General features: G+C 69.3%; 23 protein-coding genes and 1 tRNA gene. 16 read left to right on the forward strand and 8 right to left on the reverse strand.

The window, feature by feature from the left end; genetic code table 11:
• Positions 1 to 131 precede the first annotated feature (131 nt).
• The 6 genes from BKN51_RS35070 to BKN51_RS35095 form a co-directional block, all read right to left on the reverse strand.
• On the reverse strand, positions 132 to 1,901 hold the full coding sequence (locus BKN51_RS35070) for a glycosyltransferase family protein (protein WP_101611678.1): 1,770 nt from the start codon (positions 1,899 to 1,901) through the stop codon (positions 132 to 134).
• Positions 1,898 to 2,449 (reverse strand): hypothetical protein, encoded by a 552-nt coding sequence (locus BKN51_RS35075; RefSeq protein WP_233223059.1) that lies wholly within the window; start codon positions 2,447 to 2,449, stop codon positions 1,898 to 1,900. Before BKN51_RS35075 ends, BKN51_RS35070 begins: the two co-directional genes overlap by 4 nt.
• Positions 2,442 to 4,343 (reverse strand): glycosyltransferase family 4 protein, encoded by a 1,902-nt coding sequence (locus tag BKN51_RS35080; RefSeq protein WP_101611680.1) that lies wholly within the window; start codon positions 4,341 to 4,343, stop codon positions 2,442 to 2,444. The genes BKN51_RS35075 and BKN51_RS35080 overlap by 8 nt, the downstream gene beginning before the upstream one ends.
• Entirely contained in the window at positions 4,340 to 5,683 is a 1,344-nt protein-coding gene (locus BKN51_RS35085) for a methyltransferase (RefSeq protein WP_101611681.1), read from the reverse strand. The genes BKN51_RS35080 and BKN51_RS35085 overlap by 4 nt, the downstream gene beginning before the upstream one ends.
• Before the next feature lie 3 nt (positions 5,684 to 5,686).
• Complete coding sequence (locus tag BKN51_RS35090; RefSeq protein WP_101611682.1) at positions 5,687 to 7,033, reverse strand: flagellar basal body-associated FliL family protein; 1,347 nt, start codon at positions 7,031 to 7,033, stop codon at positions 5,687 to 5,689.
• A 142-nt stretch (positions 7,034 to 7,175) separates the two neighbouring features.
• Positions 7,176 to 8,351: a hypothetical protein gene (locus BKN51_RS35095; RefSeq protein WP_101611683.1), complete on the reverse strand. Its 1,176-nt coding sequence runs from the start codon at positions 8,349 to 8,351 to the stop codon at positions 7,176 to 7,178.
• Between the two features lie 204 nt (positions 8,352 to 8,555).
• Here BKN51_RS35095 and BKN51_RS35100 point away from each other — a divergent pair, with 204 nt between their 5' ends.
• The 7 genes from BKN51_RS35100 to BKN51_RS35130 all read left to right on the forward strand — a co-directional run bounded on the left by BKN51_RS35100 (position 8,556) and on the right by BKN51_RS35130 (position 13,435).
• Positions 8,556 to 8,909: a type II toxin-antitoxin system RelE/ParE family toxin gene (locus tag BKN51_RS35100; protein WP_101613646.1), complete on the forward strand. Its 354-nt coding sequence runs from the start codon at positions 8,556 to 8,558 to the stop codon at positions 8,907 to 8,909.
• A 5-nt stretch (positions 8,910 to 8,914) separates the two neighbouring features.
• Positions 8,915 to 9,214: a helix-turn-helix domain-containing protein gene (locus BKN51_RS35105; protein ID WP_101613647.1), complete on the forward strand. Its 300-nt coding sequence runs from the start codon at positions 8,915 to 8,917 to the stop codon at positions 9,212 to 9,214.
• 69 nt (positions 9,215 to 9,283) lie between these two features.
• Entirely contained in the window at positions 9,284 to 9,790 is a 507-nt protein-coding gene (locus BKN51_RS35110) for a hypothetical protein (RefSeq protein WP_101611684.1), read from the forward strand.
• A 75-nt stretch (positions 9,791 to 9,865) separates the two neighbouring features.
• On the forward strand, positions 9,866 to 10,474 hold the full coding sequence (locus BKN51_RS35115; protein ID WP_101611685.1) for a hypothetical protein: 609 nt from the start codon (positions 9,866 to 9,868) through the stop codon (positions 10,472 to 10,474).
• A 187-nt stretch (positions 10,475 to 10,661) separates the two neighbouring features.
• Positions 10,662 to 11,201, forward strand: coding sequence for a DUF2716 domain-containing protein (locus BKN51_RS35120; RefSeq protein ID WP_101611686.1), 540 nt, complete (start codon positions 10,662 to 10,664; stop codon positions 11,199 to 11,201).
• Between the two features lie 38 nt (positions 11,202 to 11,239).
• The gene (locus tag BKN51_RS35125) at positions 11,240 to 11,641 is read left to right on the forward strand and encodes an immunity 7 family protein (protein WP_101611687.1); all 402 of its coding nucleotides are present in this window, start codon (positions 11,240 to 11,242) and stop codon (positions 11,639 to 11,641) included.
• Positions 11,642 to 11,692: 51 nt separating this feature from the next.
• On the forward strand, positions 11,693 to 13,435 hold the full coding sequence (locus BKN51_RS35130; RefSeq protein ID WP_233223060.1) for an ArnT family glycosyltransferase: 1,743 nt from the start codon (positions 11,693 to 11,695) through the stop codon (positions 13,433 to 13,435).
• A gap of 253 nt (positions 13,436 to 13,688) precedes the next feature.
• On the opposite strand, the gene BKN51_RS35135 is transcribed toward BKN51_RS35130, so the two are convergent.
• Positions 13,689 to 13,761, reverse strand: a tRNA-Gly gene (locus tag BKN51_RS35135).
• Positions 13,762 to 13,959: 198 nt separating this feature from the next.
• On the opposite strand from BKN51_RS35135, the gene BKN51_RS35140 reads away from it, so the two are divergent.
• The 3 genes from BKN51_RS35140 to BKN51_RS35150 all read left to right on the forward strand — a co-directional run bounded on the left by BKN51_RS35140 (position 13,960) and on the right by BKN51_RS35150 (position 16,971).
• A complete protein-coding gene (locus BKN51_RS35140; protein WP_101611689.1) occupies positions 13,960 to 15,528 on the forward strand; it encodes a sigma-70 family RNA polymerase sigma factor in 1,569 nt (522 codons plus the stop codon).
• A 106-nt stretch (positions 15,529 to 15,634) separates the two neighbouring features.
• On the forward strand, positions 15,635 to 16,075 hold the full coding sequence (locus BKN51_RS35145) for a DUF983 domain-containing protein (protein ID WP_101611690.1): 441 nt from the start codon (positions 15,635 to 15,637) through the stop codon (positions 16,073 to 16,075).
• Between the two features lie 32 nt (positions 16,076 to 16,107).
• Positions 16,108 to 16,971 carry an Fpg/Nei family DNA glycosylase gene (locus BKN51_RS35150; protein WP_101611691.1) on the forward strand — a complete coding sequence of 288 codons (864 nt, stop codon included), beginning with the start codon at positions 16,108 to 16,110 and terminating at the stop codon, positions 16,969 to 16,971.
• 1 nt (position 16,972) lies between these two features.
• Here the strand turns inward: BKN51_RS35150 and BKN51_RS35155 are convergent, their stop codons facing one another.
• Complete coding sequence (locus BKN51_RS35155) at positions 16,973 to 18,103, reverse strand: serine hydrolase domain-containing protein (protein ID WP_101611692.1); 1,131 nt, start codon at positions 18,101 to 18,103, stop codon at positions 16,973 to 16,975.
• A 170-nt stretch (positions 18,104 to 18,273) separates the two neighbouring features.
• On the opposite strand from BKN51_RS35155, the gene BKN51_RS35160 reads away from it, so the two are divergent.
• The 6 genes from BKN51_RS35160 (at position 18,274) to BKN51_RS35185 (ending at position 25,382) form a co-directional block, all read left to right on the forward strand.
• Positions 18,274 to 19,569 carry a histidine kinase gene (locus tag BKN51_RS35160; protein WP_101611693.1) on the forward strand — a complete coding sequence of 432 codons (1,296 nt, stop codon included), beginning with the start codon at positions 18,274 to 18,276 and terminating at the stop codon, positions 19,567 to 19,569.
• Positions 19,570 to 19,588: 19 nt separating this feature from the next.
• Complete coding sequence (locus BKN51_RS35165; protein ID WP_101611694.1) at positions 19,589 to 20,434, forward strand: S49 family peptidase; 846 nt, start codon at positions 19,589 to 19,591, stop codon at positions 20,432 to 20,434.
• 187 nt (positions 20,435 to 20,621) lie between these two features.
• Positions 20,622 to 22,055, forward strand: coding sequence for a carbohydrate-binding protein (locus tag BKN51_RS35170; RefSeq protein ID WP_101611695.1), 1,434 nt, complete (start codon positions 20,622 to 20,624; stop codon positions 22,053 to 22,055).
• A gap of 144 nt (positions 22,056 to 22,199) precedes the next feature.
• A complete protein-coding gene (locus tag BKN51_RS35175) occupies positions 22,200 to 23,039 on the forward strand; it encodes a LytR/AlgR family response regulator transcription factor (RefSeq protein ID WP_168214461.1) in 840 nt (279 codons plus the stop codon).
• Positions 23,036 to 23,560, forward strand: coding sequence for a hypothetical protein (locus BKN51_RS35180; protein WP_101611696.1), 525 nt, complete (start codon positions 23,036 to 23,038; stop codon positions 23,558 to 23,560). Before BKN51_RS35175 ends, BKN51_RS35180 begins: the two co-directional genes overlap by 4 nt.
• A 31-nt stretch (positions 23,561 to 23,591) precedes the next feature.
• Positions 23,592 to 25,382 (forward strand): sodium/solute symporter, encoded by a 1,791-nt coding sequence (locus BKN51_RS35185; protein ID WP_101611697.1) that lies wholly within the window; start codon positions 23,592 to 23,594, stop codon positions 25,380 to 25,382.
• The last annotated feature ends 2 nt before the right edge of the window (positions 25,383 to 25,384 follow it).

Here is a 25,384-nt window from a genome sequence, read left to right on the forward strand (position 1 = left end):
GGGGGAGGACGTTCACCGACACGGCCTAACTCACACTTACGGGCTAACGCCGCGCCCACCCCCAGTGCAATGAAAGGCCCGTTACTTGCAAAATTTGCAAGTAACGGGCCTTTCATTGCACGCGAGGTGGGCTAAAGCGCGCTGTCGACGGCCGCCCAAACCCGATGCGGGTCGAGGTCCATCGGCCGCGAGTCCGGATCCGGCCGCAGCCGCCGCAGCAAGACCTGCTGCACCAGCGTCGTCGGCCGCGACGCGGCGGCCACCCGCCGCCAGAACAGGTGATCCTCCAGGCCCTCGAACAGCACCTCGGAGTTCCACCCGCCGAGCTCGTCGACCAGCGACCGCCGCACCAGATATCCGCTGCCGAGGTACGGCAGCGTCCGCAGGCGCCGCTCCTCCGGCGGCAGCGCGCCGACCAGGCCGTCCACCGGATCCGCGACCGGGCAGTGCACGACGTCGGCGTCCGCCGAAGCGGCCAGCAAACGCTCCAGCAGGAACTCCGAGGCCCGCATCCCGCCGTCGAGCACCAGCAGCCACGACGCCGTCGAGCGCTCCAGCAGGGAGTTCCGGGTGAGCCCGCGGCCGAGCGGGGTGTCGTGCAGCAGCGTGTCGTACGGGCGCGGCCGCGGCCACGGGTGCACGCCGTCCTCGCCGACGAGCACCTTCCGGGGCCGCACGCTGCCCGTGAGGAGGTCGTTCGCCAGATCGTCCGGGTCGACTTCGCCGGTCCGGCGCACGATCAGCACGTCGACGTCGGCGGAGCCCGACGGCGAGACCGCCGCGGACTCCCAGCGCCGGGTGGCGACCCGCCGGGCCCCCGCCGCGCGCTGTGCGATCCGGGCCGACAACGCCGTCCCGCGTGCCGAGGCCGGGCCACCGGCGGACCGGTCACCCGCGAACCGCGCGTCGAAAGACGGCGTGTCGACGGCAAGCGCGTTCTCCGGGTTCCGCAGGCTCGTCGCGAGGGCCCGCGCCGGGGCGAGGTCCGCGGCCGGCGTCGAACCCAGCGAAGACGCCAGGTCGATCAGCCGCCGCGCGGACGCCGTCATGTCCAGCGACTTCACGAAACCGTAGGCGGCCGAACGCAGGTGCCGTTCCCGTTCGGGCTCGTCGGCCAGCGCGGCGACGACCGAGCCCAGCGCCTCGGGCCTGGCCAGCACCAGGTGCTCGCCGGGGACCAGCGGCTCGACCTCGGAGGAGGTCTCGCTGACCACCACGCAGCCGTTGGTCATCGCTTCGAGCGTCCGCACCCACTCCAGGGTCTGCTTCTGCTCACGGTGCAGGTTCAGCAGGAACCGCGACCGCGCGAGATGCTCGAACTTCGCCTTGCCCGGCAGGAAGTCGACGCGGGCGGCGGTCATCGGCTCGTGCGGCGGGGTCAGCAGCCGCGTCCGCAGCCCGGCGAGGTCCCGCGCGTACGAGCCGAGCAGCACCGAACGCCGCCGCTCGGCCGTGCCGAGGTAGGTGACGTCGAGGTCGCGCGGACGGTCGAGATCGCCGCCCCACAGGTCCCAAAGCGGGCTGTAGCCGAGCTGGAAATGCTCGACGGTGATCCCGCGCCGCCGCAGTTCGGCGGTCGAATCCTGGTTGATGTCGACGGCGCCGCCCAGGATGGAGAGCAGTTCGGCGTTGCGCTCGAAGGTCGCGGTGCCGGGATGCTCCACGCAGAACCCGATGGTGCGACGGCACTGGTCGGCGGTCGGGAAGTCGGCGTCCGGGGCGGTCACGAAGTACTCGTGCGGGACGACGACGTACACGGTGTCGCCGCCGGCCTCGGGGTACTTGCCGACCGCCGTCCGCGCCTTGCCGCCCGCCGTGCGGACGGCGTCGGCGACCACCTCCAGGAGCTCCTCCATGAAGGCGGAACCGCCCTCGGCGGAGACGAAGCAGAGTTCGGTCACGGCCGGTCCATCTTCTTCCGCACGACCCGCAGCGGCGCGGTGACCCGCCAGCTGACGGTGCGGCGCGTGGCGTCGAGCTCGCGGGCCATCTCGGCGGCGAGACGTTCGGCGTTGAGCAGGCGCTGCCGGTCGGCCGACGGCTCGCCACCGGGCAGGATGTCCGCGTCGACGACACCCGCCGAGACCACGAGTTCGGCGTCGAGCAGCGCGAGCCGCAGCTTGTCCCGCTCCTCGCGGCAGGTCTTCAACTCCGCGCGCAGCGAGTCACGCTGCTGGTGGGCGAGCAGGACTTCGGCTTCGAGCGCCTGCAGACGCGCCTTGGCGACGTCGAGTTCTTCTCGCTGCGAAGCCAGCTCTTGATTCAACACAGCCTGGTTCGCCTCGGCGGACTCGTTCGGCGCGGCGGCGGCGGTGGCTTCGCGCAGCTCGTGCTCGGTGTCGGCCAGCTTCGCCTTCAGCCGGTCCTGTTCGGCGGTGAAAACCTGCCGCTCGGCCCGGAGGCGGGTCAGCTCGGCCTGGACACGGCCGGGAATGTCGGTGTCAGACATGAACGCCCCCACTCAGTTCGGTCAGGATTTCGGAGTACTCGCGCGCGTAGCCCGCCGGGTCGAGCCACGGCAGCAGCTTCTCGTGCGCGGCCTTGGCCATCTCGCGGCGGCGCGTGGCCGACGTGCCCAGCGCGCGCAGCAACGCCGCTGTCAGCGCGTCGACGTCGTTGGTCTCGAACAGCCAGCCCGTCTCGCCGTCGACGATCATCTCCCGCGCGCCGAACACGTCGGTCGCCGCGACCGGGACGCCGCAGCAGACGGCTTCGAGGATCGAACGCGGCAGCGACTCGATGTCGGAGCTGTTCACGAAGATGTCCGCGGCCTGCAGCCAGCGCAGCGGATCCGGCTGGATCGGCACCAGGCTGACCGACTTCTCCAGCCCGGCGCGCTCGACCGATTCCTCCATCGCCAGCCCGTACGGCGACGGGTGCAGGCCGACGACGGACAGCTTCGCCTCGGGGTGGACCTTGTGGATCCGTTCCATCGCCGAGATCAGCGGCGCCTGTCCCTTGCGGGATTCCGCGATGCCGATGTTGACCAGCACGATGTCGTCCGGCGAGTAGCCGAGCATGTTCCGCGCCTGCCGCCGTGTCTCCGACCGCGTCCGGCCGCCGAACTTGTGCATCGGCGTGCCGTAGCGGACGGTCCGGCAGCGTTCCGGCTTGCTGTACGGGAGGAACATCTCGCGCGTCGCGTCCGCGACGAACAGCAGCCTGTCGACCTCGGCGAGCGTGCTTTCCCAGCGCTGCCAAACCGCGGCGGGCGGCTTCACCGGGCCCCAGTTCTGGTACGCGAACGCGGGCAGCGAGAAGCTCTCGTGAATGACCCACGCCGTCGGCATTCCGGCGCGCTTCGCCGCGTCCGCGCCGACGAAGCCGCCGAGAGTGTTGACGAGCGCGACGCCCGCTCCGGAGCACTTCGCGAAGCGCGCCAGCTCGGCGACGTGACCTTCGTAGGCCGGGACGGTCTGGTTCCGGTAGTGCGTCGTGACATGGACGGGGATGCCGAGTTCGTGGCAGTCCGCGCGCAGCGGGCCGTCGGTTTCGCTGACCAGGCTGACCTGCCAGCCGTGGTCGGTCACCATCCGGCTCAGCAGTTCCTGCAGCCACAGCTGCCCGCCGCCGACGCCGAGGCTGTGCGTGAACACCAGCACGTGCTTCGGATCCGTCGGGATGCTCACGCGTGCCATCGCGCGGGCGGTGTCACCGGCGAGTTCGTCGGAAAGCTCGGCGTCGTCCGGGTCCGCGACGGGGTTGCGAAGCGTGAAGGTGCGCTTCGCCGACACGACCTCGCCGACGCCTTCGGTGCGGTACCGGACGCGAAGCGACAGCGTCCGCTCTTCGCCGTACGGGAGGTCGACGGGCACCCAAGCCTCGAACCCGCTGACAGCGGCGTCGTCGAAGCCGGGGAATTCCTTGGGCACGTCCTTGCGCGGCAGGCGGGTGCGCGCGCTGACCGTGCCGCCGCCTTCGACCATGACCTCGATCAAGCTCGGCGCGCGGCCCTGCAACATGGCCCACCCGGTCACGTAGACGACGTGTCCTTCGGCGACCTTGCCCTGCTTCGGCGCTTCGAGTTCGCCCAGCCACAGCGGTTCTTCACCCGGCAGCGTTCCGACGTGGACGGTCGCCTGGTTCAGCACGCGTTCGTCCGGGCCGGCGACGACGATGTCCTGGGTGCCCGCGGGAACCCAGGTGGCCGGGACGGCACGCCAGCCGAAAGTGCCTTCGGGCGCGCCCGGGCACGGCTCGGGGAACAGGTTCGCCTCGACGTCCGCGATGGTCACGGACATCTCGTCGATCCGGCTGATCCCGGTCGTCCAGCCCCGGAGCTCGAACAGGTGCCCGACCGGCCGGTCCGGGGTCAGGATGCCGGCGGTATGCAGGCTCGTCATCGCTTCGCTACCTCGTCTTCGTTCGCCGCCACACCGGCGCCGACGTCGGTTGAACGGTACCCGTGGGGCCTCCGTTGGAGGCGCTTTCGCCAAATCTCGGCGATGGCCTCACGCACCTCGTGCGTGCCGTGGACGGTGCCGCTCGAGCCGATCACCGAGAAGTCGACCTCACGCGCCGTCGCACCGTCCACAAAGGAGGGATGGAGGCCGATCAGCACGCCGAGCCAGCAGGCCAGGTCGCGCATCGAGCCGTCGTCCGCCGCCGCGGACCAGCCCGCGTCGGCGAGTTTGTCGGCCAGCACAAGCACTCCGCGCTCGACCACTTCGGCCACTCCGGTGCCCGCGTTCCGCCATTCGAGGTCGATCGGGCGCAGCGTCGCGCCGTCGACGAGCACGTTGTGCGGCACCAGATCCCACAGCGCCTCGACCCCGCGCGCGGCCTCCGCGCGCACGAGATCCCGCCAGCCGGTGAGCAGTTCCGCGACACGCTCCGGCTCGTCGAGCAGCACCTCGACCATCGTCGGGGCGTCGTACACCTTGTCCGTGCACGGTCCGACCGAGATCCTGGCGACCGGCGGCGACGGGACGAGCGGCGTGCGGCGGACTTCGGCGCCCTCCCCGGTGCGCACGACGTCGGCGCGCGTGCAGGCGAACGCCGCGCGCTCGGCGGTGTTGAAGTAGGTCGCGAGCCGGTAGGCGGGCCAGAGCGAAGCGGCGCCGGGGCCGCACAGCAGGGCGAGGCCGTTCGCGGGACCGCCGCTGATCGCGGCCGACAGGCGGGGCAGTTCGGCGTCGATCTGCGCGCCGCGAACCGCGCGGGCGACCTCGTGACCTGGAGAACAAAGCAGCTCACGCTGCACTTCGAGACCCGCCGCCGCGAGCGTCCCGGTGACACCACGCGAAGACGTCAGCACCACGACGGCGCCGGTCGGCGACAGTTGCTCGCGAACCCAGTCCAGCAGGTTCCGCGTCGCGTAGGGCTGCTGGACGACGGCGAAGTCGTAGGTCTCGGTGACCAGCCGGTCGGACACCGTCACGGTGCCGAGGTCGCGGGTGCGGAACCGCACCGCGGCGGCGCGGACCGGGTCGGCCTCGACGGCGTGCACGCTCTCCGAGACCTCGCCCAGATACCGCGTCAGACCGCCGAAACCGGCACCGACTTCGAGGACCCTCGCCGCTTTCGGCAGCACGAGCGCCCGGAGGACGTTCGCGGTGCCGTGGTCGAGCGCGACGCTCTCGGTGGCATCCCAGCCCGCGAAGTGCAGCTCGTCGGACAGCGAACCGGTGTCCCCGGCGAGGGAGAGCAGAGTCGTGAGCAGCCGTGCCTTCTCGGCGGTCATCGATTAGCTGGTGACGGCGTAGTTTTCCAGCGTCTTCTTCACCGCACGCTGGTACGTGCCGCTCAACGCCTTCTCACCGTCTTCCCCGCCGAGCGGGTTCTGCAGGATGTCCACCCGGACGATGTTGTTGCCGCTGATCCAGGTGCCGCGGTAGGCGCCCTTGTCGCTGCCGATCTTCTTCTGGAAGTTCAGCTTCGGCGGCATGCCCGGCAGCGGCTCGGTGATCTGCACGAAGCCGTTGCCCGTCTGGTACTGGCGCAGCTGCTTGACCAGGTCACTGGCGGCGCCGGGGCTGGTCAGCGGGATGACCGTGACCGAGATCTTCGCCGGCTGCGGACCGGTCTCGTCCGGCTGCTTCTGCGAGCCCCGGTACGCGACCTGCTTCACGCCCGCGGCGATGACGAGGTCGGCCTCGCCCTTCTCCAGGCCGGCGAGCTCGGTGAGCTGGGTCGCGGGGATCGCGCCGCTCTTCGAGTCTTCCTCACCGGACTGCTCCGGGATCTTCTCGAACAGCAGCTCTTCGGGCGTCTTCGGTTTGGCCGACGACGTCGGAGGCGCGTTCTGCGACTGGGTCGGCTGCGGCTGGGCCGTCGGATCCGCCGGCTCGTCACCGCCGCCCTTGAAGGCGAAGTAGCCGCCGACGCCCAGACCGGCGAGCACCAGGACGGCGACGATCGCGATGATCGCGATCTTGCCGCCCTTGCCCTTGGGCTTGTCTTCGAACAGCTCGGGGCCCTGCTTGACCCACTCCGTGCTGCCGACCGGCGAGATCGGCGGGAAGTCCGAACCACCCCACGGCGGGCTGGCGTCGGTGTCGGTCCAACCCTGCTGCTGCGGCTGCTGCGGCTGTTGCTGCTGGTAGCCGTGCTGGTGCTGTTGCTGGGGGAAGCCGCCCGCGGGCGAGGCCTGGCCCTGCTGGGGGAAGCCGCCCGCCGGGGACGCATGCCCCTGTTGCGGGAAACCGCCCGCGGGGGACGCCATCGGCGGCACGACCTGGGTGCGGTTCGGATCGGCCTGCTGTTGCTGCCAGTTCGAGACGACCTGGGTGCGCTCGCCCTCACCGCTCTGCGGGGGCTGGTTCACCGGCGCGATGATCTGGGTCGAGTCGGCGCTGGCCTGCTGGCCGGACTGCTGCGGCGCCTGCTGCTGCGGAGCGGCGGGAGGCGGCTGCTGCTGGAAGGGCTGCTGCGGCTGCTGGCCGGGCTGCTGGACCTGCTGCTGGGCCGGGTCGCCGTACGCGACCGCTGAGGACAGCACCTGGTCACGGCGGAGCCGGTAATCGTCCGCGGAGAGCCGTCCCGATGCGAGCTCCTCGTCCAGATTGCGCAGCTCTTCCTGCCAGGACACCACCGGCCCCCTTATCCGATTCCGGCGGGAGCCCCGCTCCCGGCCTTCGCGATACCACCACTGCGGTGACCTCGCACATTCTGCACTGCCCGGACTAGGTCCGCCCTCGCGGGTCGAATCGTGATCTCCCCGCGACCCGCGCTTCTCAGCTCGCCGGGAGAACGGTGTCCAAGGAGGTCAGAGTCTGCTCCAGCCGGGTGTCGAGCGCCTTCGGGTCGCCGCCGAGCGGCTGCGAGACCCAGGTCGTCACGGCCATCGTCCCGGAGACGTAACCGATGCCGCTGAGCTGGCCGTTCTTGTTCGCGCCGACGAGGGCGAGCCGGTCACCGACGCGCTGCTCGCGCAGTCCGGCGTTGATCGAATTCTCCCGGAAGTACTTGACGATCGCGGCGGCGTCTTTCGCGTCGTTCGCCGGGATCACCAGGACGAGGTAACCGTTCGTACCCTCGTTCGAGCCCTTGTGGGTGATCGATGCGACGTTCTTTGACGCGAGGTAATCGCCCGCGGCCCTCGAGTAGAGATTGAGCTCGACGCCCTTCGCGACCGACATCGTCGAGTTGTTCTTCGACGGCGTTCCCGGCAGCGCGGGCAGCCGGTCTTCCAACGGCGTCTGGGCGCTGTTGGGCTGGCCCGACGGCGTGAGCCCGTCCGGCGGCTGGGCGATGCTCGGCGACGGCGGCCGCTCGGCGACGTTCGAGGACGGCGACGAACCCAGCCACAGCGTTCCGCCGATGATCAGCGCCAGCACGACCAGCACGCCGGCGCCGATGAACAGCCAAGTCGGCTTGCGCTTGCCGACGACCGCGTAGTCCTCGGCCGGAGCGTGGTGCCGCGGACCGGGTTCGGGGGCCAGCGGCGGGAGCGGCCGGTTCAGCTGACGGGTCGACGGCTTGTCCCTGATCGGAGGTGGCTCGGCGCGCAGGTACACCGTCGGATTGATGTCGGCGGGGGAGGGCGCGGTCGTCTTGTGGTCCGCGATCCGGGGGACGGGCTTCTTTTCGCGCGGCCGGGGCTTCTCGGTGTCGAAAGGCTGAGTGCGCTGTTCCGGCGGCGGCGGAGGAGGCGCGTAGGCCTGCTGGGGCTGTTGGTACGGCTGGGGCTGCGGGACCGTGACGGTGGGCATCTCGACCGGCCGGGCGGCGGGATTGGTGCTGTGCCATGCCCCGCCCGGACGTCGCAGCGGCGAGGGGACCGGCGACGGCATCGTCCCGCCGGAGGCCTCGGCCAGGAGCTCGTCGCGCTTCCTGCGGTGTTCGGCGTGCCCGATGCGACCCGCGGCCAGCTCGACGTCCAGCTGTCGAAGCTCGTCTTGCCAGCTCATTTGGCCCCCCTGCCGCCGGGTGTGGGCAGCCAGTCTTGCATGCACCCTTATGGGTGGTTGATGTGGTCTTTCCACATTCTTGCGTCCATTCACGACCCGGTCCAGCACGGATCATGCGTGATCTTCGGGTCGTTGCCCGCCGTTTGCGAAGACGCACACAGATCGCTCGAAAGTGTCCTCACCTGCATATATAGCATCGAAGCTATGATGTGGGGTACCGTGGAGCTCGAACCGGAGGTTCGTGACTGGCTGGAAAGTTTGTCCACGGCGCACTTCGCGACAGTGGCCTTCTACGTGGACCTGCTCGCGGAGCAGGGGCCGTTGTTGGGCGAGCCGTACACGCGCCAACTCGACGGCAAGTTGCGGGAATTGCGGTTCCATCTGGACGGGGAAGCAGTGCGGATCACCTACTGGATCGCGTCCGGCAGGCGGATCGTGTTGCTGACCGAGTTCCGGAAGACCCGGATGCGCGAAGAGCGTGAGGTGCGACGGGCGCGGAAGGCGATGTGGCGCTGTGTCGCTCGAAGGCATACGACTGACGAGCATGGTGGGGAGTGAGGACGATGGCCGAGCGGACCGATTGGCGGCGGCTACGCGAGCGGCGGATGGCCGAGCCGGGCGCCGCCGACGCGTACGAGGCCGCGAAACTGGCCTACGGCCTTGGTAAAACCGTGCGTGAAATGCGTGAGGCGCGTGGCTGGACCCAGGCGAGGCTCGCCGCCGAGGCGGGGATGACGCAGTCCGCCGTCGCGCGGTTCGAGGCGGGGGGAACCGTCCCGACCATTCCGGTGCTGGAAAGGCTGGCGCATGCCCTCGAAGCCGTTCTCGACGTCCGGATCACCCCGCGGCTGTCCACGGTGTGATGCTCTTTCGGCAGGTCAGAGGCGGCGGACCGGTCCCGCCGGTACGGTGGCTGACGTGGGAAGTGCCCGGTGACGGAAATCGACGCGTGTCGCGGCGCGCTGCGCGAGCTGGCCATCGGCAGGCTCGCCGGACGTGACGTCCGCACGTCCCACCTGGTCGAGGCCGGGCTGGACGCGATCGTCGCCGGACTCGACGCCCCTTCTCTTGCCTTGCTCGCCGGCCTCGAGTCCTCGGCCGAAGACGCTGTCGACAAGGCGTTCTGTCAGGTAGTCGACGAGCTCGGCCTCGAACTGCCCGCCGATCCGACGGACGCCCGCTGGCTGCTGATCCACGGCTGGCTCACCGCGATGGTCAAGGGCGACCTCTCGCCCGCGGCCGGTGGCGCGCTGGTCAGCGAGGTCGGTGAGCTGCTCGGCTCCCCGTCGTCGCTGCGGGGGATCACCCGCTGGTCGGCGATGCTCGACAACTGGATCCCGACCGATCTCACCCCGAGGGACGTCTGCGAAGTGCCGATCCTCGAAGAATCGGCCGAGCTGCTCGAAGGTCCCTGGCCTCCTGGCCCACGTCACCCGTAAGGCGCCGGTTTCTGTCGTACATGTGTTCTAAAATGGTCGTTGTACAGCAGGAACAGCGGCGAAAGGCAGACACGGATGGCCTACATCACCCTGCCCACGTTCGTGGGGTACAGCACGAGCTCGGGTCCCTCACGTTCCTCCTTCGTCCGGCGCTGGCGCCGTCAGTACGAGGACCCGGCCCGGGGCGGGTTCAACTTCTACCTCCGCGCCGCGAACGCGATCCGTGCCGGACGGATTTCCGGGCGGGATCGCGAGGTCATGCGCGCCCTCGTCGAGAACGCGGACGAGCGCACGCGGCCGCACTACACCGAAATCGCCAACGGCTGGCTGCGCTACCTGGGGCGCCGTGACCTGCGGCTGGCCGAGGTCGGCCGGTCCCGGTGGCGGCTCGGCACGCTCGAGGTGGGCATCAATCCGCACCTCGGCCTGCGCAAGGGCGACGGCCCGGTCCACGTGACCTGGCTCTACTTCAAGGAGGAGCCGTTGAGCCGGGACGCGGCGCAGCTGGTGCTGTGGCTGCTGGAGCAGACCATGGACGAGCTGCGGCCGGGCGGGCGCCCGCTGGTGATCGACGTCCGGCGGTCGAAGGAGTTCGCGTTGTCGCCGCGAGACCGCGACAAGGTGCGGCCGTGGGTACGGAGTGAGGCCTCGGCCTTCATGAGCCTTTGGGAGGCGGCCGCGTGATCGAGCGACGGCGAGCCCGCATTCGGTGGGCTCGCCGTTCACACACCGTCATTCTCACGGTTCCGGCGGCGGCGCAAGACACCTGATCAGGTGACAGTTGCACGGAGTATGCCCACGAGCTGGACAACTTGAGCCTTGAACACGAAGCTTTCCCAGTCTTAATCGGCCGAACCACCGAGGGTCGCTCGTGAACAACGCTTGGGAAGCCGTCTCCAGGGTCACAGATGAGCCGGCTTGGTACTGGGTCTACGACAAGCTCGCGTTCTGGCCGAGTACCTACGCGCACGCGTGGCCGGGCTTCCGTGAGCCCGCTCCCTCGGTCGCGTGGGATCTCGCGCCCGGGGGACTGGACCGTTCGTCGGCCGAATTCCGGCTCGGCCCGTACGCCGTCGAGCAGAACGACGTCGCCCGTGTCGCGCTCTCGGCACTGAAGGACTGCGTCGCCGAGGACGAGTGGGTGTGGGTGCTGCACTGGCAGCACCAGTCGTACCGCTTCTACCCGCATCGGCACGCCGCGCTCGACCCGTGGCCGGTCCCGGTGTTCCCGCGCACCGACTATCACATGTTCCTGGCGAACGACTTCCGCTTCGGCACGCTCGGGCATCCCTGGGAACGGACCTTGTGCGTCTACGGCGAGAAGCTCGTGCCCGCCTTCGAGCAGCACGGCGAAAGGGTCTTCAAGAACGCGCTGCGGCGTGACGGCGCGCCGGCCGCGATGGCGGGCTGACCGCCGTCCGGCGGGCGGACCTGCCTAAACTCAGGCAGGTGTTCGAATATCACGGGTGGGTGACCATCCAAGCGAGCCCTTCCGGCGACGATGACGCGGCGCTGCTCGAGCGCATCGTCGAACGGGTGCACCGCGCCGTCCGCGATTTCGACGACGGCGATCTGGTGGACCTGCGCTGGGCCGCCGGGGTGCCGGTGCTGCATCTGGGCGGGATGGACAAGCACGGCACGGCCATCGCGCCGGAGCTGGTGGACCTGTTCACCCGCGTCGGCGACCTCGCGCCCGGCTCCTACGGTCTCCTGCACGTCTGGGACGACCAGGATCCCGCACACGACAACGAATTCAAGGTGTACCGGATGGCCCGCGGCCTGGTCACCGAACGCGGCGACGACCATCTGTCCCCGGTCGCGCCCACCGTGATCGACGGCTACGAGATCTGAACGAAGCGCCCGAGAGCCGGCAGGCCCGCCCGCGCGGCTAGATTCTCGACCATGGTCTTGACCAGGGGGATTCGCCGCGTCCAGGTGAACACATGGGTCCTGCTCGGGGTGGCGCTCGCTTGGCTGGCCGTCAATTTCCGGTGGATCGCTCTCTACCGCGACGGCCAGGTGTTCGACATCGACGAGGCCGGCTACTTCGGCATGGCCTTGAACAATCACGGCGCCGCGCTCCGGGACGGAGTGACCGGCTGGGTCGAAGCCGTCGAGGCCCCGGGTATCCAGGCGCCCCTGCTTCCGGCGCTCACCTCACTGCACTTCTTCGCGACCGGGACGGGCACGGTCGCCGCGTTCGTCGTCCCGCTGCTGGCCGGGGTGGCGTTGATCCTGCTCACGCACGCCGTGGCGAACCGGGTCGCGGGCCGTCCGTTCGCCTGGATCGCCACCGCGCTGATCGCCACCGCCCCCGGCGTCATCTTCGAGGCCCGCGCCTACCACTTCGCGCTTCCCGCGGCGGTCATGACGACCGCGGCGATCTACTTCCTGGTCCGTTCCGAGGGGCTGTCGAAACCGAAGTTCGTCGTGCTCTTCGGGATTTTCGTCGGGCTGATGCCGCTGTCGAGGACGATGGCCGTCGCGTTCGTGCCCGGGCTGGTGCTGGCCGCGCTGATCCAGGCGGCCGTCCCGCACGACCGGATGAAGCGGTTGAAGTGGTTCGCGCTGGCGGCGGTCGTGGGTGCCGGTGTCGCGGCGATCTGGCTGGTGCCCAACGGCGTGCGGGTCTTCCAGTACCTCACGGGTTTCGGCTACGGGAAGCAGTCCGTGGAGTTCGGGGAGCAGGCGGGCGTCTTCAATCCCGGTGCCTGGGTCCAGCGGTTGAAGCTGTTGATCTTCGACCACGGGCTGCCGCACACGGTGCTGCTGTGCGCCGGGCTGGTCGCCGCGATCGTCGTGGCGGTCGCGAAGGTCCGGACCGGTCCGGTGAAGGAAACCCTCCGCTCGATGGTGGCGTCCCCGTTGTTCCCGTCGGCGCTGCTCGTCGCGGAAGGCGGCGTGGCGGTGCTGACGTCGAAGAACGCGGGGACGGCCTTCTTCCTGCCGCTGATCCCGTCCATGGCGATCCTGGCGCTTTGGGGGCTGTACCGCGCGCATCGTTCGCTTCGGCGGGCCTTGCCGTTCGCGGTCGCGGTGGTGGGGCTGGTGGCGTCGGTGCCGCTGGTGGACCTGCGGCTGCCGACCGCGCACGTCTGGTCGGTGGATCTCCCGGTGCTGGGCACGTCCAAGATCACCGACGGCCGCGGGTCGCCGCAGATCTACGTCGATCCGGGTGGCCGGGTCACCGAACCCGTGAGCGTGGAGACGGTGCGGGAGTGGAAGGCCGTCGCGGAGTGGGCGGCCGGGCAGGTGGAGGAGAACCACGCGCTGGGCGGGGCGACGGCGTTCGGGTTCCGTGACCGGCTCTTCAACACCAACACCCTGCAGCTGGAGATGCTGCGCAGGTACGGCTACGGGGTGGCTTTGCCACAGGTCAGTCCGACGGAGGACGGGAACACCGAGCCGGACTACCGGGCCTGGCTGACTTCGCGCCGGAACAGCAACAGCGGCGACGCGAGCAAGACGTGCCTGCTGTTCACTGCGACGGGCACGATCAACGAGTTCGAGCCGAAGGTGGACCCGCCGTCCATGGTGTCCGCCGCGACGGCTTCGGGGTTCACGCCGGTCACGACGCGGCCCCTACCGAACGGTCGGCTGGTGACCTTGTGGAAGCGCCCGCAGCCCGCCTGCATGGCCTCCTGAGCACGAGGGCGGCACCCCACATATGCACAAATCCGAATTACTACGGTCGTGTGACTCCGCTCACTGAACCTGTAGCACTTAGTAACCACCGGATCGAAGCAAAAGGAGGGAAAAACAAGAAACCCCACGTGCTCGGCACCCACCCGAGAAGGTGAGGTGCAGGCACCGTGGGGGTTCGGGGGCTCGGCCCCCGAGAGTGATGGCGAGCAAGCCATGGTCCAGGCGTTCCCTGGACACGTCGCGCCCACTTGCGAGCGGATGACGGGATTCGAACCCGCGACCCTCACCTTGGCAAGGTGATGCGCTACCAGCTGCGCTACATCCGCATGTGACTTTCACGCTTCAACACTCGTTTGAAGCAGTGAACACACCATACACGGACCGTCTGTAGCGGTTTTGACCCACCCCGACAGGTGCTTCGGTGTCACACCTGGCGTACAAGGGGTGACGACGGCTGCATACCTCCGTATGGTGTCCCCATTCGACCGAATGGTGAGTCCTTCGGGGAGGAGGTGCCTGGCCGGATGACCGAGCAGGGCACGGTGCCGCTTCAGGCGGCCTCGGAATCCGACGAGCAGGCATTGCTCCAGCGGCTCCGCGAGGGGGAGGACGCCGCCTTCGGAGAGCTTTTCGAACTTCACGCCGCCGCGGTGCGGCGGCTGGCCCGCAGTCTGGCCTCCGATCGGTCGGAGGCGGAGGACATCACGGCCGAGACCTTCTTCCGGGTGCTTCAGGCGTTGCGCCGGGGTGCCGGTCCGCGGGACTACGTCCGCGCGTATCTGCTGACGGTGGCTCGCCGGGTCTCGTGGGAGTGGCATGGCGCGCGCCGTGACGTTCCGGTGAGCGACGACGAGCTGACCTTCCGGGCCGGGGCGGGCGCGGACACGCATGCCCGGACGGCCGAGCACTCGCTGATCACGACGGCTTTCACGAGTTTGCCGGAGCGCTGGCGTTCGGTGTTGTGGCAGACCGAGGTCGAGGGCGAGCAGCCGTCGATGGTCGCGCCGCATTTCGGGCTGAGCGCGAACGCGACGGCGGCGTTGGCACGGCGGGCGCGTCAGGGCCTGCGGGCGGCGTATCTGCAGGCGCATCTGTCGGTGAACCGCGGCCCGGATTCGTGCCGGGCGGTGGTGGAGAAGCTCGGCGGGTTCACCGCGGGCAGTGTCACCGGGGCCGAGGCTCGCCGGATCAAGGCGCACCTGATCGGGTGCCAGTCCTGCCGGGCCACGCACGACGAGCTGCGTGACGTCTGTTCTTCGCTGCGGGCGCACGCCGGCGTGGTGGCCCTCCTGCTGCCTGCCGCGGCCGGTGCCCACGCGAGCGGGGCGTTGTCCGGTTTCGCCGCGTCGGTGAAGGGGCTTCTGCTCGGCTCGAAGGTGAAGGTCGGCATGGCGGTGGCGTCGACGGCGGCCGCGGGCGCGGTCGGGATCGTCGCCGGTCCGGCCGTGTTCGGCACCGACGTCACGCACACGATCGGCTTGTCCGGTGGCGGGCTGCCGGAGCTGGCGTTGCTGCCGGCCCAGGTCGCCCCTCCGGCCCAGGATCGGCCGGTGGAGATCCCGCCGCAGCGGATCGCCGAAGACCGGCTCCACGGCAAGGGTTCCGGGCCGGTCGCGACCGGGCTGGGCCCGGGCGCCGAACTCGGCGTGGCCGACCTGCCGAACCTGCCCGGTGGTGCGGGCACGGCGCGGAAGGAACTCGGCGGCGGAGACTTCGAGCGGCCTCAGCCTCAGCCTCAGCCACAGCCCGGTCTGGTCCCGTCGCAGGAGACCTCGCCGCGGAACGAGGTCCCGTCGGAGACCGGCACGAACCAGACCACCTCGAAGCGGGACGACATCCCGCCGTCCGAGACGCTCAACCCGACCGAGGAGTCGCTGAACCCGACAACGACGCCACGGGACTCCACGACGCCTTCGGATCCGGACACGACGGAGGCGGCGCCAGACCCGGAAGGGTCCACTTCGCCGGTGACTGGCACCCCTGACGGCGGCACCGGGACGCCACCGGACGAGTCGTCGGAGGACGAGCCGAGCCCGGTGAAGCCGACTTCTCACTATCCGGAACCGGACATCGACTACCCGACGTGCCCGTAACTCCCGAGAGGGACGTATCGCTTTCGAACTCTCGCGAATCCGGCCGTGATCACGGTACGGTGGGGGTCGCTCACGACGAGCGAGCGGCCGCGCGGGAGGCGACTGAATGAACCGGCTGGTGCACGGCGAGGACGGCCGTGACTGGGTGGTCCGAGCCCAGATGGAATGGCGTGCTCCCGCGACTGCGGACGATTTCGAGCACGATGTGGCAGGCAGCTACGGTCCGGGGATCGCGATGATCGTCGTGACGGCGGTGCTCGCGCTCGTGCTCATCATGTGGACCCCGACGGATGTGATGATCCCGTCCTGGGTTCCGCTGGCCCTGTTGCTGATCGCGTTGTTCTTCCCGTTGCGGTGGATTCTGCGCCGTCCGTGGACCGTGGTCGCCGAGACCGAGGGCGATCTGGCGGGCGACAGGCCGTCCGAGCGCTGGGTGGGCACGATCCGCGGCATGTTCACCGTGCGCGGCGAGGTCTCGAAGATCACCAAGACCATCCAGAAGCACTCACTGCCCGATTTCGACGGTCCGCTGCACCCGGTGGAGTAGTCGCGGCGGCCTGAACGCGCGAGACTGGGCGCATGCCCGAGTTACCCGAGGTCGAAGCGCTCGCTCACCACCTGCGTGAACACGCGGTGGGCAAGACGGTCTTCCGTGTCGACGTGTCGTCCCTCAGCGTGCTGAAGACGGCGACACCGCCGTGGACCGAGCTGCACGGCCGCGAGGTCACCGGGGCAGGCCGCTTCGGCAAGCATCTCGACCTCGTCGCCGGGGATCTCCATCTGGTCGTCCACCTGGCGAGGGCGGGGTGGCTGCGCTGGTCCGACGCGTTGTCGCCGACGCCGCTCAAACCCGGCAAGGGGCCGATCTCGCTGCGCGTCCACCTCGACGCGGCCGCGGGTCCCGGGTTCGACCTCACCGAGGCGGGCACGAAGAAGGGGCTGGCGGTCTGGATCGTGCGCGATCCGGAGAAGGAGGTCCCGAGCATCGCGCGGCTCGGGCCGGACGCGCTGTCGTTGGACCGGGCCGGGCTCGAGAAGCTGTTCACCGGGCGCACCGAGCGGTTGAAGACGGCGCTGACCGATCAGTCGCTGCTCGCCGGGATCGGCAACGCCTACTCCGACGAGATCATGCACATGGCGAAGCTTTCTCCTTACGCCACAACCGGAAAGCTGTCCGAAGGAGCGCTCGACGGGCTCTCGGAGGCCATTCGCGAGGTGCTGACCAGCGCCGTGACGCGCTCGGTCGGCCAGTCCGCGGCCCGGCTCAAGGGGGAGAAGCGGTCCGGGCTGCGGGTGCACGCGCGGACCGGGCTGCCATGTCCGGTCTGCGGCGACACGATCCGCGAGATCTCGTTCGCGGACAAGTCGTTCCAGTACTGCCCGACCTGCCAGACCGGCGGCAAGCCGCTGGCCGACCGGCGGATGTCACGCCTGCTGAAATGAGCTAGCAGAGGGCCGCGGCGACCGCCGGCAGCGGACTGCTCGGCAGCGGATCCTCGTGCGCCACGTCCTTCGCCAGGTCGTACACGTTCAACGCCAGCACGATCTGCTTCGAGCCGTCCTCGGTGCTCATCGAGACGCTGTAGAACCCCGGCCCCGCCCCGGTGTTCCCCCAGACCCTCTTCGGGCCGCCCGGGCACGGGAGGTTGAGCGTCTCGACACCGGCGCCGTACGCGCCGAACTCGCCCTGCGGCACCAGTCGCTCGAGTTCCGCCTGCTGCGCCGGTTCCAGGAGCCGTCCTGCCAGCAGCGCGCGATGGAACGTCGCGAGTTCGTCGACGGTCGAGACCATCGCGCCCGCGGTCCAGTCGTACGACGGGCTGAACACGGTCATGTCCTTCGCCGGTTCACTCAGGTCGTATCCGCGCAGATGCGGTCCGCGCAGGAACGGCGACCAGAGCGGGAAGTACGTCCGCCCGAGGCCGAGCGGATCGAGGAGCCGTCGCTGGATCTCTTCGCGGACGTCGTTGCGGGTGACCTTCTCGATCACCTTGCCCAGCAACAGATATCCCGTGTTCGAGTAGTCCGCCTTCGTCCCGGGCGCGAACGAGGGCGGGTCGGTGAGCGACCGCCGGATCACTTCCGACGGCGGATAGATGTGCGCCCGGTTCCCCCGGACGAGGTACGGGTCGAAGAAATGCGGATCCAGCGGATCGTGCACGCCGCTCGTGTGGTTCAGCAGCATCCGCAGGGTGATCTTTTCCGGCTCGTAGCCCGGTCCGCGCACGACGCCGGGCAGCCGCCGCTCGATCGAATCGTCGAGTGAAAGCGCGCCTTCACCCGCCAGTTGCAGCACCACCGCGGCAACGAACGCCTTGGTGTTGCTGGCGATCCGGAACCGGTGATGCGGTCCCGCGGGTTCGCGCGTGACCGGGTTCGCGTACCCGGCGCCGAACCGCGAGACCGTTTCACCGTTCCGGACCTGGACGACCGCTCCCGGGAATCCCCCTTCCGCGACCAGGTTCCCGACCGCCGTGCGCACCGGATCCCCGGTCGCCGCCGCCGTCCCCGCCGGCACGCTCGCCAGCAGGACCCCCGCCAGCGCGCCCGCCGCGAGCTTCCCCGTTCCGCGCATTGTGTTCCTCCCCCGGAAGCGATTGCCTACGGAGGAGTCTTTACTGGTCGACGGGGAGTGACCATGGGGAGAACACCCCGGTCTTGGGTAGGGTCGGCCCCACCCTCAGTTGTCACAACTCAACGGAAAGTGGGGAGCAGCTCTTGCACCCGGTTGGTCGAGCGCAGAGCATGGACGCCGTGTCCGGGCTCGAAATCGCGCAGATCATCCCGTGGGGTGTCGCGCTGCTGCTCGCGATCCTCGTGGTCGTCCTGCTGATCAAGCTGAGGCGTCCCGCGAGCATCGTGGAGAACGCGGTGCTGCAGGCCGTCCACCGGATGTCCAAGGCGACGCCGGATCTCCGTGAGGGGCTCGACGAGCAGGTCGCCGACAAGATCACCAGCCAGCTGCTGGAGATGCTCGACTGCGTCGCCGTCGGCATCACCGACAGCGAAGGCACGCTGCTGTCCTGGGACGGCGAGGCCAACGACCACTACGTCGATCTCGTCGACGCCATCGGCAACGCGATCCGCAAGCACCGCCGCGAGGTCGTCGCGCACGACAAGATGCCGTGCAACCACCGCGGCACCTGCCGGATGCGGACCGCGGTGATCGTCCCGCTGATCGTCGAGGGCGAGACCGAGGCGGCGCTGCTGGTCGTCGGGCGCACGCGCGGGCGGCTGGTGCAGATGGCCGACGCGGTCGCGCAGTTCGTCTGCACCCAGTTCGAGCTGGCGCGCCTCGACGAGTCGAAGAACCAGCTCCAGCAGGCGGAGATCAAGGCGCTGCGCGCGCAGATCTCGCCGCACTTCGTCTACAACGCGCTCAACACCATCTCGTCGCTGATCCGGACAGATCCGGAGGAGGCGCGAGAGCTGCTTCAGGACTTCGCCGACTTCACGCGCTACTCGTTCAGGACGTCAGGAATGTTCACTTCGCTCGCCGAGGAACTGCGGAACATCGACCGGTACCTGACCATCGAGAACGCCCGCTTCGGCGGACGGCTCGAGGTGCGGATGAAGATCGCGCCCGAGGTGCTTTCGGTGGTCGTCCCGTTCCTGATCATCCAGCCGCTGGTGGAGAACGCCGTCAAACACGGCCTCGCGTCGAAGCCGTCGGGCGGCTGCGTCACGGTGATCGCCGAGGACTACGGCGCCGAGGCGCTGATCAGCGTCGAGGACGACGGCATCGGCATGGAGCCCGCCAAGCTCGCGGACCTCCGCAGCCAGCACCGCACCGGCGCCCACGTCGGGCTCGGCAACATCAACCAGCGGATGCAGCAGGTGTTCGGCCGCGACTACGCGCTCATGGTCGAGACCGCTCCCGGTGCCGGCATGAAGGTGACCCTGCGGGTGCCGAAATTCATGCCCGGCGTGCGGCCGAACCTGCCGGACTTCTCCGCCGACAGCGCCGCCGTCCCCCCGCAGGGTGGCCCGAACGAGGCCAGTGGGGTGGCCGGTTCGCGCAGCGGCGTGCTGCCCTCCTGAACGTCGGTAACCTGGCGGTATGAGCGTTGCGGACAAGCTGACCTCCCGTCTCCCGATGATCGGCGATCGGGGTGAGCGCAAGGACGTCGTCGCCGTGGTGAAGCTGCACGGGGTGATCACGCCGACCCCGTCACCCTTGGCCAGGGGGTCGATCAACCTCGCCGCCGTCGAATCGGCGCTGACCCGCGCGTTCGCGCACGACCGGCTCAAGGCCGTCGCGCTGCAGATCAACTCACCGGGTGGCGCGCCGACGCAGTCGGGCCTGGTCGCCGAGCGGATCCGCCAGCTCGCCGACGAGAAGAACGTGCCCGTCCTTGCCTTCGCCGAGGACGTCGCCGCGTCCGGCGGATACTGGCTGGCCTGCGCGGCCGACGAGATCTACGCGCACCGGACGTCGATGGTCGGCTCCATCGGCGTGATCAGCGGCGGGTTCGGGTTCACCGGCCTGCTGGAGCGGTTCGGCATCGAGCGGCGGCTGCACACCGCGGGGACGAACAAGTCCCGGCTCGACCCGTTCAGCCCGGAGAAGCCGGAAGACGTCGAGTGGCTGAAGAAGATGCACGGCCAGCTTCACGAACTGTTCGTCGACTGGGTCACCGAGCGCCGGGGAGACCGGCTTTCCGGCTCCGACGACCTGTTCAACGGGGACGTCTGGCTCGGCGCCCGCGCGGTCGAGCTCGGCCTCATCGACGGCGTCGGCAGCCTCCGCCAGGTGATCACCGAGCGGTACCCGGACGCCGAGATCTCCGTCGCCGAACCGAAGAAGGCGCTGCTGGCGCGGCTCGGCATCGGCGCTCCCGCCGCGGCGAGCGCGCTGCTGGACGCGGTCCAGAGCAAGGCCGCCTGGAGCCGCTTCGGCCTCTGACGCGCGTGCAATGAAGGGGACTTTCATCGCAAATTTTGCAATGAAAGTCCCCTTCATAGCGTTTGGGAACGGGACGGATTCACCCGAACGGTGGTAGGCGTAAGTGGTTCAGACCAGGTCTCATATCGGACATACCGCTTTGTTGTGAACGGCAACAAACCCTCGACAGCGTTGACGAGGAGGTCCGATGTCCGTTACTTCTCCCCATGCGACCCGCCGGAGCCGCTGGAAGCTCGCGCTCGGTTCGGCGGTCGGCGCGGCCCTGATCGCGGTTCCCCTCACGATCCCCGCTTCCGCCGCCGTCCCGCCCCCGCCGTCCGGCTGGACCACCGTGTTCACCGACGACTTCACCGGCGCCGCGGGTTCGCTCCCGTCGAGCGCGAACTGGATCGTCGACACCGGCCACGGCTACCCCGGCGGACCCGGCAACTGGGGCACCGGCGAGATCCAGAACTACACCGCGAACCCCGCCAACCTCGCCCAGGACGGTGCCGGGAACCTCCGGATCACGCCGCAGCGTGACGGCGCGGGCAACTGGACCTCCGCGCGGATCGAAACGCAGCGCACGAACTTCAAACCGCCGTCGGGCGGCGCGCTGCGGATCGAAGGCCGTATCCAGATGCCGAACGTCACCGGCGCCGCCGCACTCGGCTACTGGCCCGCCTTCTGGGCGCTCGGCTCGCCGTATCGCGGCAACTACTGGAACTGGCCCGCCGTCGGCGAGTTCGACATCATGGAGAACGTCAACGGGATCAACTCGGTCTGGGGCGTGCTGCACTGCGGCGTCAACCCCGGCGGCCCGTGCAACGAGACGACCGGCCTGGTCGGCAGCCGGACCTGCCCCGGCGCCAGCTGCCAGAGCGCGTTCCACACGTACACCTTCGAATGGGACACGAGCGTCAGCCCGAACGTCTTCCGCTGGCTGGTGGACGGCCAGCAGTTCCATTCGGTCGCCCAGAACCAGGTCGACGCCACCACCTGGGCCAACATGACGAACCACGCGGGCTACTTCGTGCTGCTGAACGTCGCGATCGGCGGTGCGTTCCCGAACAACAACTCCGGCACCACGACGCCGGGACCGGGGATCGTGCCGGGGCATCCGATGCTCGTCGACTACGTCACCGTCCTGACCCGCGGCGGCGGCACGACACCCACCACGCCGACCACGCCCACGACACCGACGACGACCACGTCGAGCGGCCCCGGCGGGGGCAGCGCGTACGGCACGATCCAGGCGGAGTCCTACGGCCAGGCCGCCGGGATCGCCAAACAGGCGACGTCCGATTCCGGTGGTGGCCAGAACATCGGTCCCGCGGGCAACGGTGACTGGGCGTCGTATCCGGGCGTCGACTTCGGGACGCAGACCGGCAGGCAGTTCCAGGCGCGGGTCGCGTCCGGAGCGGCGGGCGGGGTGAGCGGGCTCGTCGAAGTCCGGCTCGACAGCCGGTCCAACGCACCGGTCGGGAGCTTCGCCGTCGGGAACACCGGCGGCTGGCAGAACTGGCGGACCGTGCCGGCGAACATCAGCGGGATCACCGGGAAACACGACGTCTACCTGACCTTCACGAGCGGGCAGCCCGCCGATTTCGTGAGCGTCAACTGGTTCACCTTCACTCCGTGAAGGGATAGGTGTGGCACGGCGAGGCGGTTCGTGTCACCGGAAAAGATGACGGCACCGGCCACCCCGGGCGCGGGGGTGCCGGTGCCGTCCTTTTCGTTCGACTTTCGTGAAGCGGGCTGGACAGGGACCCCGGCAATGGGCATTATGCGACTCACTGTGAGTGCTCACGATGACACCCGGAAGCTCATTGTCCTTGCGGTGGACGATGAGCCCAAAGGGCTAGACGAACTCGTTCACTGTCTCCGGAACAGCCCGCACGTCGCCCTGGTCTTCCCGGCGATAGACGCTTCGGAGGCGCTGCGACTGCTGTCCACCGACGACCCGAGGCTCGGCGATCGCAAGGCCAGGGGCCTGCCGATCGTGGACGCGGTGTTCGCCGACATCGACATGCCCGGACTGTCCGGGATGGAGATGTCCCGGGTGTTCGCCGCGCTGCGCCCGTCGCCCGCGCTGGTGTTCGTGACGGGGCACGCGGAGGAGGCGGTCAACGCCTTCGACCTCGGCGCGCTCGACTACGTGCTCAAGCCGTACCAACAGGATCGTCTCGACCGCGCGATCACCCGCGTGATCGACAAACTCGCCGCCAACGCCGCGCCGCAGTTCGGCGGACCCGAGGGCGGCCCGGGGCTCGTCAAGAACGACGACGAGGTCATCCCGGTCGAGCTCGCGGGCACCACGAAGCTGATCCCGAGGTCTTCGGTCCGCTGGGTCGAGGCGCAGGGTGACTACGCCCGGTTGTTCACCAACGACGGCAGCCACCTGGTCCGCATCCCGCTCGCGCAACTCGAAGAGCGCTGGGAGAAGGCGGGTTTCGTCCGGATCCACCGGTCCTTCCTGGTCTCGTTGCCGCTGATCACCGAGCTGCGCATGGGCCAGGGCGGCTATCAGGTCGTCATCGGTAACGAGGAGAAGGTGCTGCCGGTGAGCCGCCGTCACACGCGCGCGCTCAAGGACCGGTTGGTCGGCGCCAACCGGTCGACGTGACCGACGACTACTATCGCCGGGTCAACGGCGTCCGCGAACCGGATCCGACGCTCGGCAAGGGCAGGAACAAGAAACCGGCGCCGGCCGAAGGGGCCGCCGTCGAGCCGGTGCCGGGTGCCCCGTCCGGCCCCAAGCACGAGCAGGCGAAGCCCGAGCACCACGCGAAACCCAAGCGGCAGCGGGTGATCCTCGCCGATCCGCGGCAGGCCACCAGCACCCTGCGGGCCAGGGTCGAACTCGAAGAACAGACCAGCTGGGGCAAGCTCCTGGTCCGGGATCTGGTGAAGATCCAGCTGCGGACGGCCTCCCTGCTGGCACTGCTGGTGATGGTCACTCTGTGTTCACTTCCGGTGCTCTTCTACCTGATCCCGTCATTCGGCCGGGTGGTCGTTCTGGGCATCCCGTTGCCCTGGTTGATCCTCGGCGTGGCACCTTTTCCGTTCCTGTTCGGCATCGGACTCTGGTACAACCGGCTCGCCGAACGTCATGAACGCGACTTCGTCGACATGATCGAGAACTGATCGCGGAGCCGCACATGCGAGGATTCGTGGCGTGCAGCTGAATCCGTGGGCGATGGCCGGCATCGTGCTGGTCGCGGTCCTGACCTTCTATCTGGGGCACCGCTCCTCGCGGTCGGCTGTCAGCACGCATGACTTCCTCGTCGCCCGGCGCACCGTTCGCTCCCGCCGCAACGCGGCCGCGATCTCCGGTGAGTACCTCTCCGCCGCGTCGTTCATGGGCGTGGCGGGCATCGTGCTCAAGGACGGCGCCGACGCGCTCTGGTTCCCGATCGGGTTCACCGCGGGCTATCTCGCGCTGATGCTGTTCGTGGCCGCGCCGCTGCGGCGGTCGGGCGCGTACACGCTGCCGGACTTCGTCGAGATGCGGCTGGGTTCGACGATGCTGCGCCGGGTCTCGACGGCGTTCGTGGTGTTCATCGGGATCCTCTACATGGTCCCGCAGTTGCAGGGCGCCGGTCTGACGCTGGCGACGATCCTGCCCGTGCCCGCCTGGGCGGGCGCGATCCTGGTGACCTTCGTCGTCGGGTTCAACGTGATCGCGGGCGGGATGCGCGCGATCACCGTCGTCCAGGCCTTCCAGTACTGGCTGAAGCTGTTCGCCATCGCGGTGCCGACGTTCATCCTCTGCATCGTGTTCCTCGGCTCCGGCGGACCGGGCAGCGCGCGCCCGCTGGGTCAGCCCGCCCCGCCGATGTTCACCGAGAACACCACGATCTCCGTGCAGACCGACGTCACGCTCAAGGTCACCTCGGTGACCGTGCTCGAGGCGTACGGCCAGGTGGAAGGCGCGCGCGCCAACGGTTTCGCGGTGTGGACACCGGAGGCGCCGCACAAGGTCACCAAGGGCACGACGCTCAAGTTCACCGCGGGCACCCCGGTTCCGGTGGTCAGCGACGCGCCCGCGTCCAACGGCGACTGGCTCCGGCCGGGTTCGGGCAGTCTCACCGATCTGCTGCAGGTCTATTCGCTGATCCTCGCGACCTTCCTCGGCACCATGGGCCTGCCGCACGTCCTGGTCCGCTTCTACACCAACCCCGACGGCAAGGCCGCGCGCCGCACGACGGTGCACGTCCTGCTGCTGCTCGGGTTGTTCTACCTGTTCCCGACGCTGCTCGGCGCGCTTTCGCGGATGTACGTCCCGGAGCTGCTGGTGACCGGGAAGACCGATGCCGCCGTCCTGCTGCTGCCGTCCGCGGTCCTCCCCGGGCTCTGGGGGCAGATCCTGGGCGCGGTGACCGCGGCCGGTGCCTTCGCCGCGTTCCTTTCGAGTTCGTCGGGGCTGCTGGTGAGCGTCGCCGGGGTGGTGTCCACCGACGTGCTGCCCGGCCGGGTCCGCGATTTCCGGGTGGCGACGGCGATCGTGGCGCTGATCCCGTTCGCGCTGGCGGTCCTGCTGCCGTCGGAGGACCTCTCGCTTTCGGTCGGGATGTCGTTCGCGCTGGCCGCGTCCACGTTCAGTCCCCTGCTGTTGCTCGGGGTCTGGTGGCGGAAGCTCAGCTGGCCCGGCGCGCTGGCCGGGATGCTCGTCGGCGGCGGTCTCGTGCTGACCGCGCTGGTGGTCAACATCGTCAGCAAGTACACAGGTGGCTGGGCGCCCTGGTTCTCGAACCAGCCCGCGCTGATCACCGTGCCCGCGGCGTTCCTGACCACCTACGTGGTGAGCCGGGCGACCGGGTACGGGCGGCCGGACGACGTCCACGGCGTGATGCTGCGGCTGCACGCCCCCGACCCGCTCGGGTTCATGCGCGATCGCGCGGTCGCCCGGTTCGGGCAGGCCGAAGAGAAGACGCGCACCACCGGCAAGGGCCGCCACCGGAAGTAAAG

The organism is Amycolatopsis sp. BJA-103, assembly GCF_002849735.1.
Taxonomy (GTDB): Bacteria; Actinomycetota; Actinomycetes; order Mycobacteriales; family Pseudonocardiaceae; genus Amycolatopsis.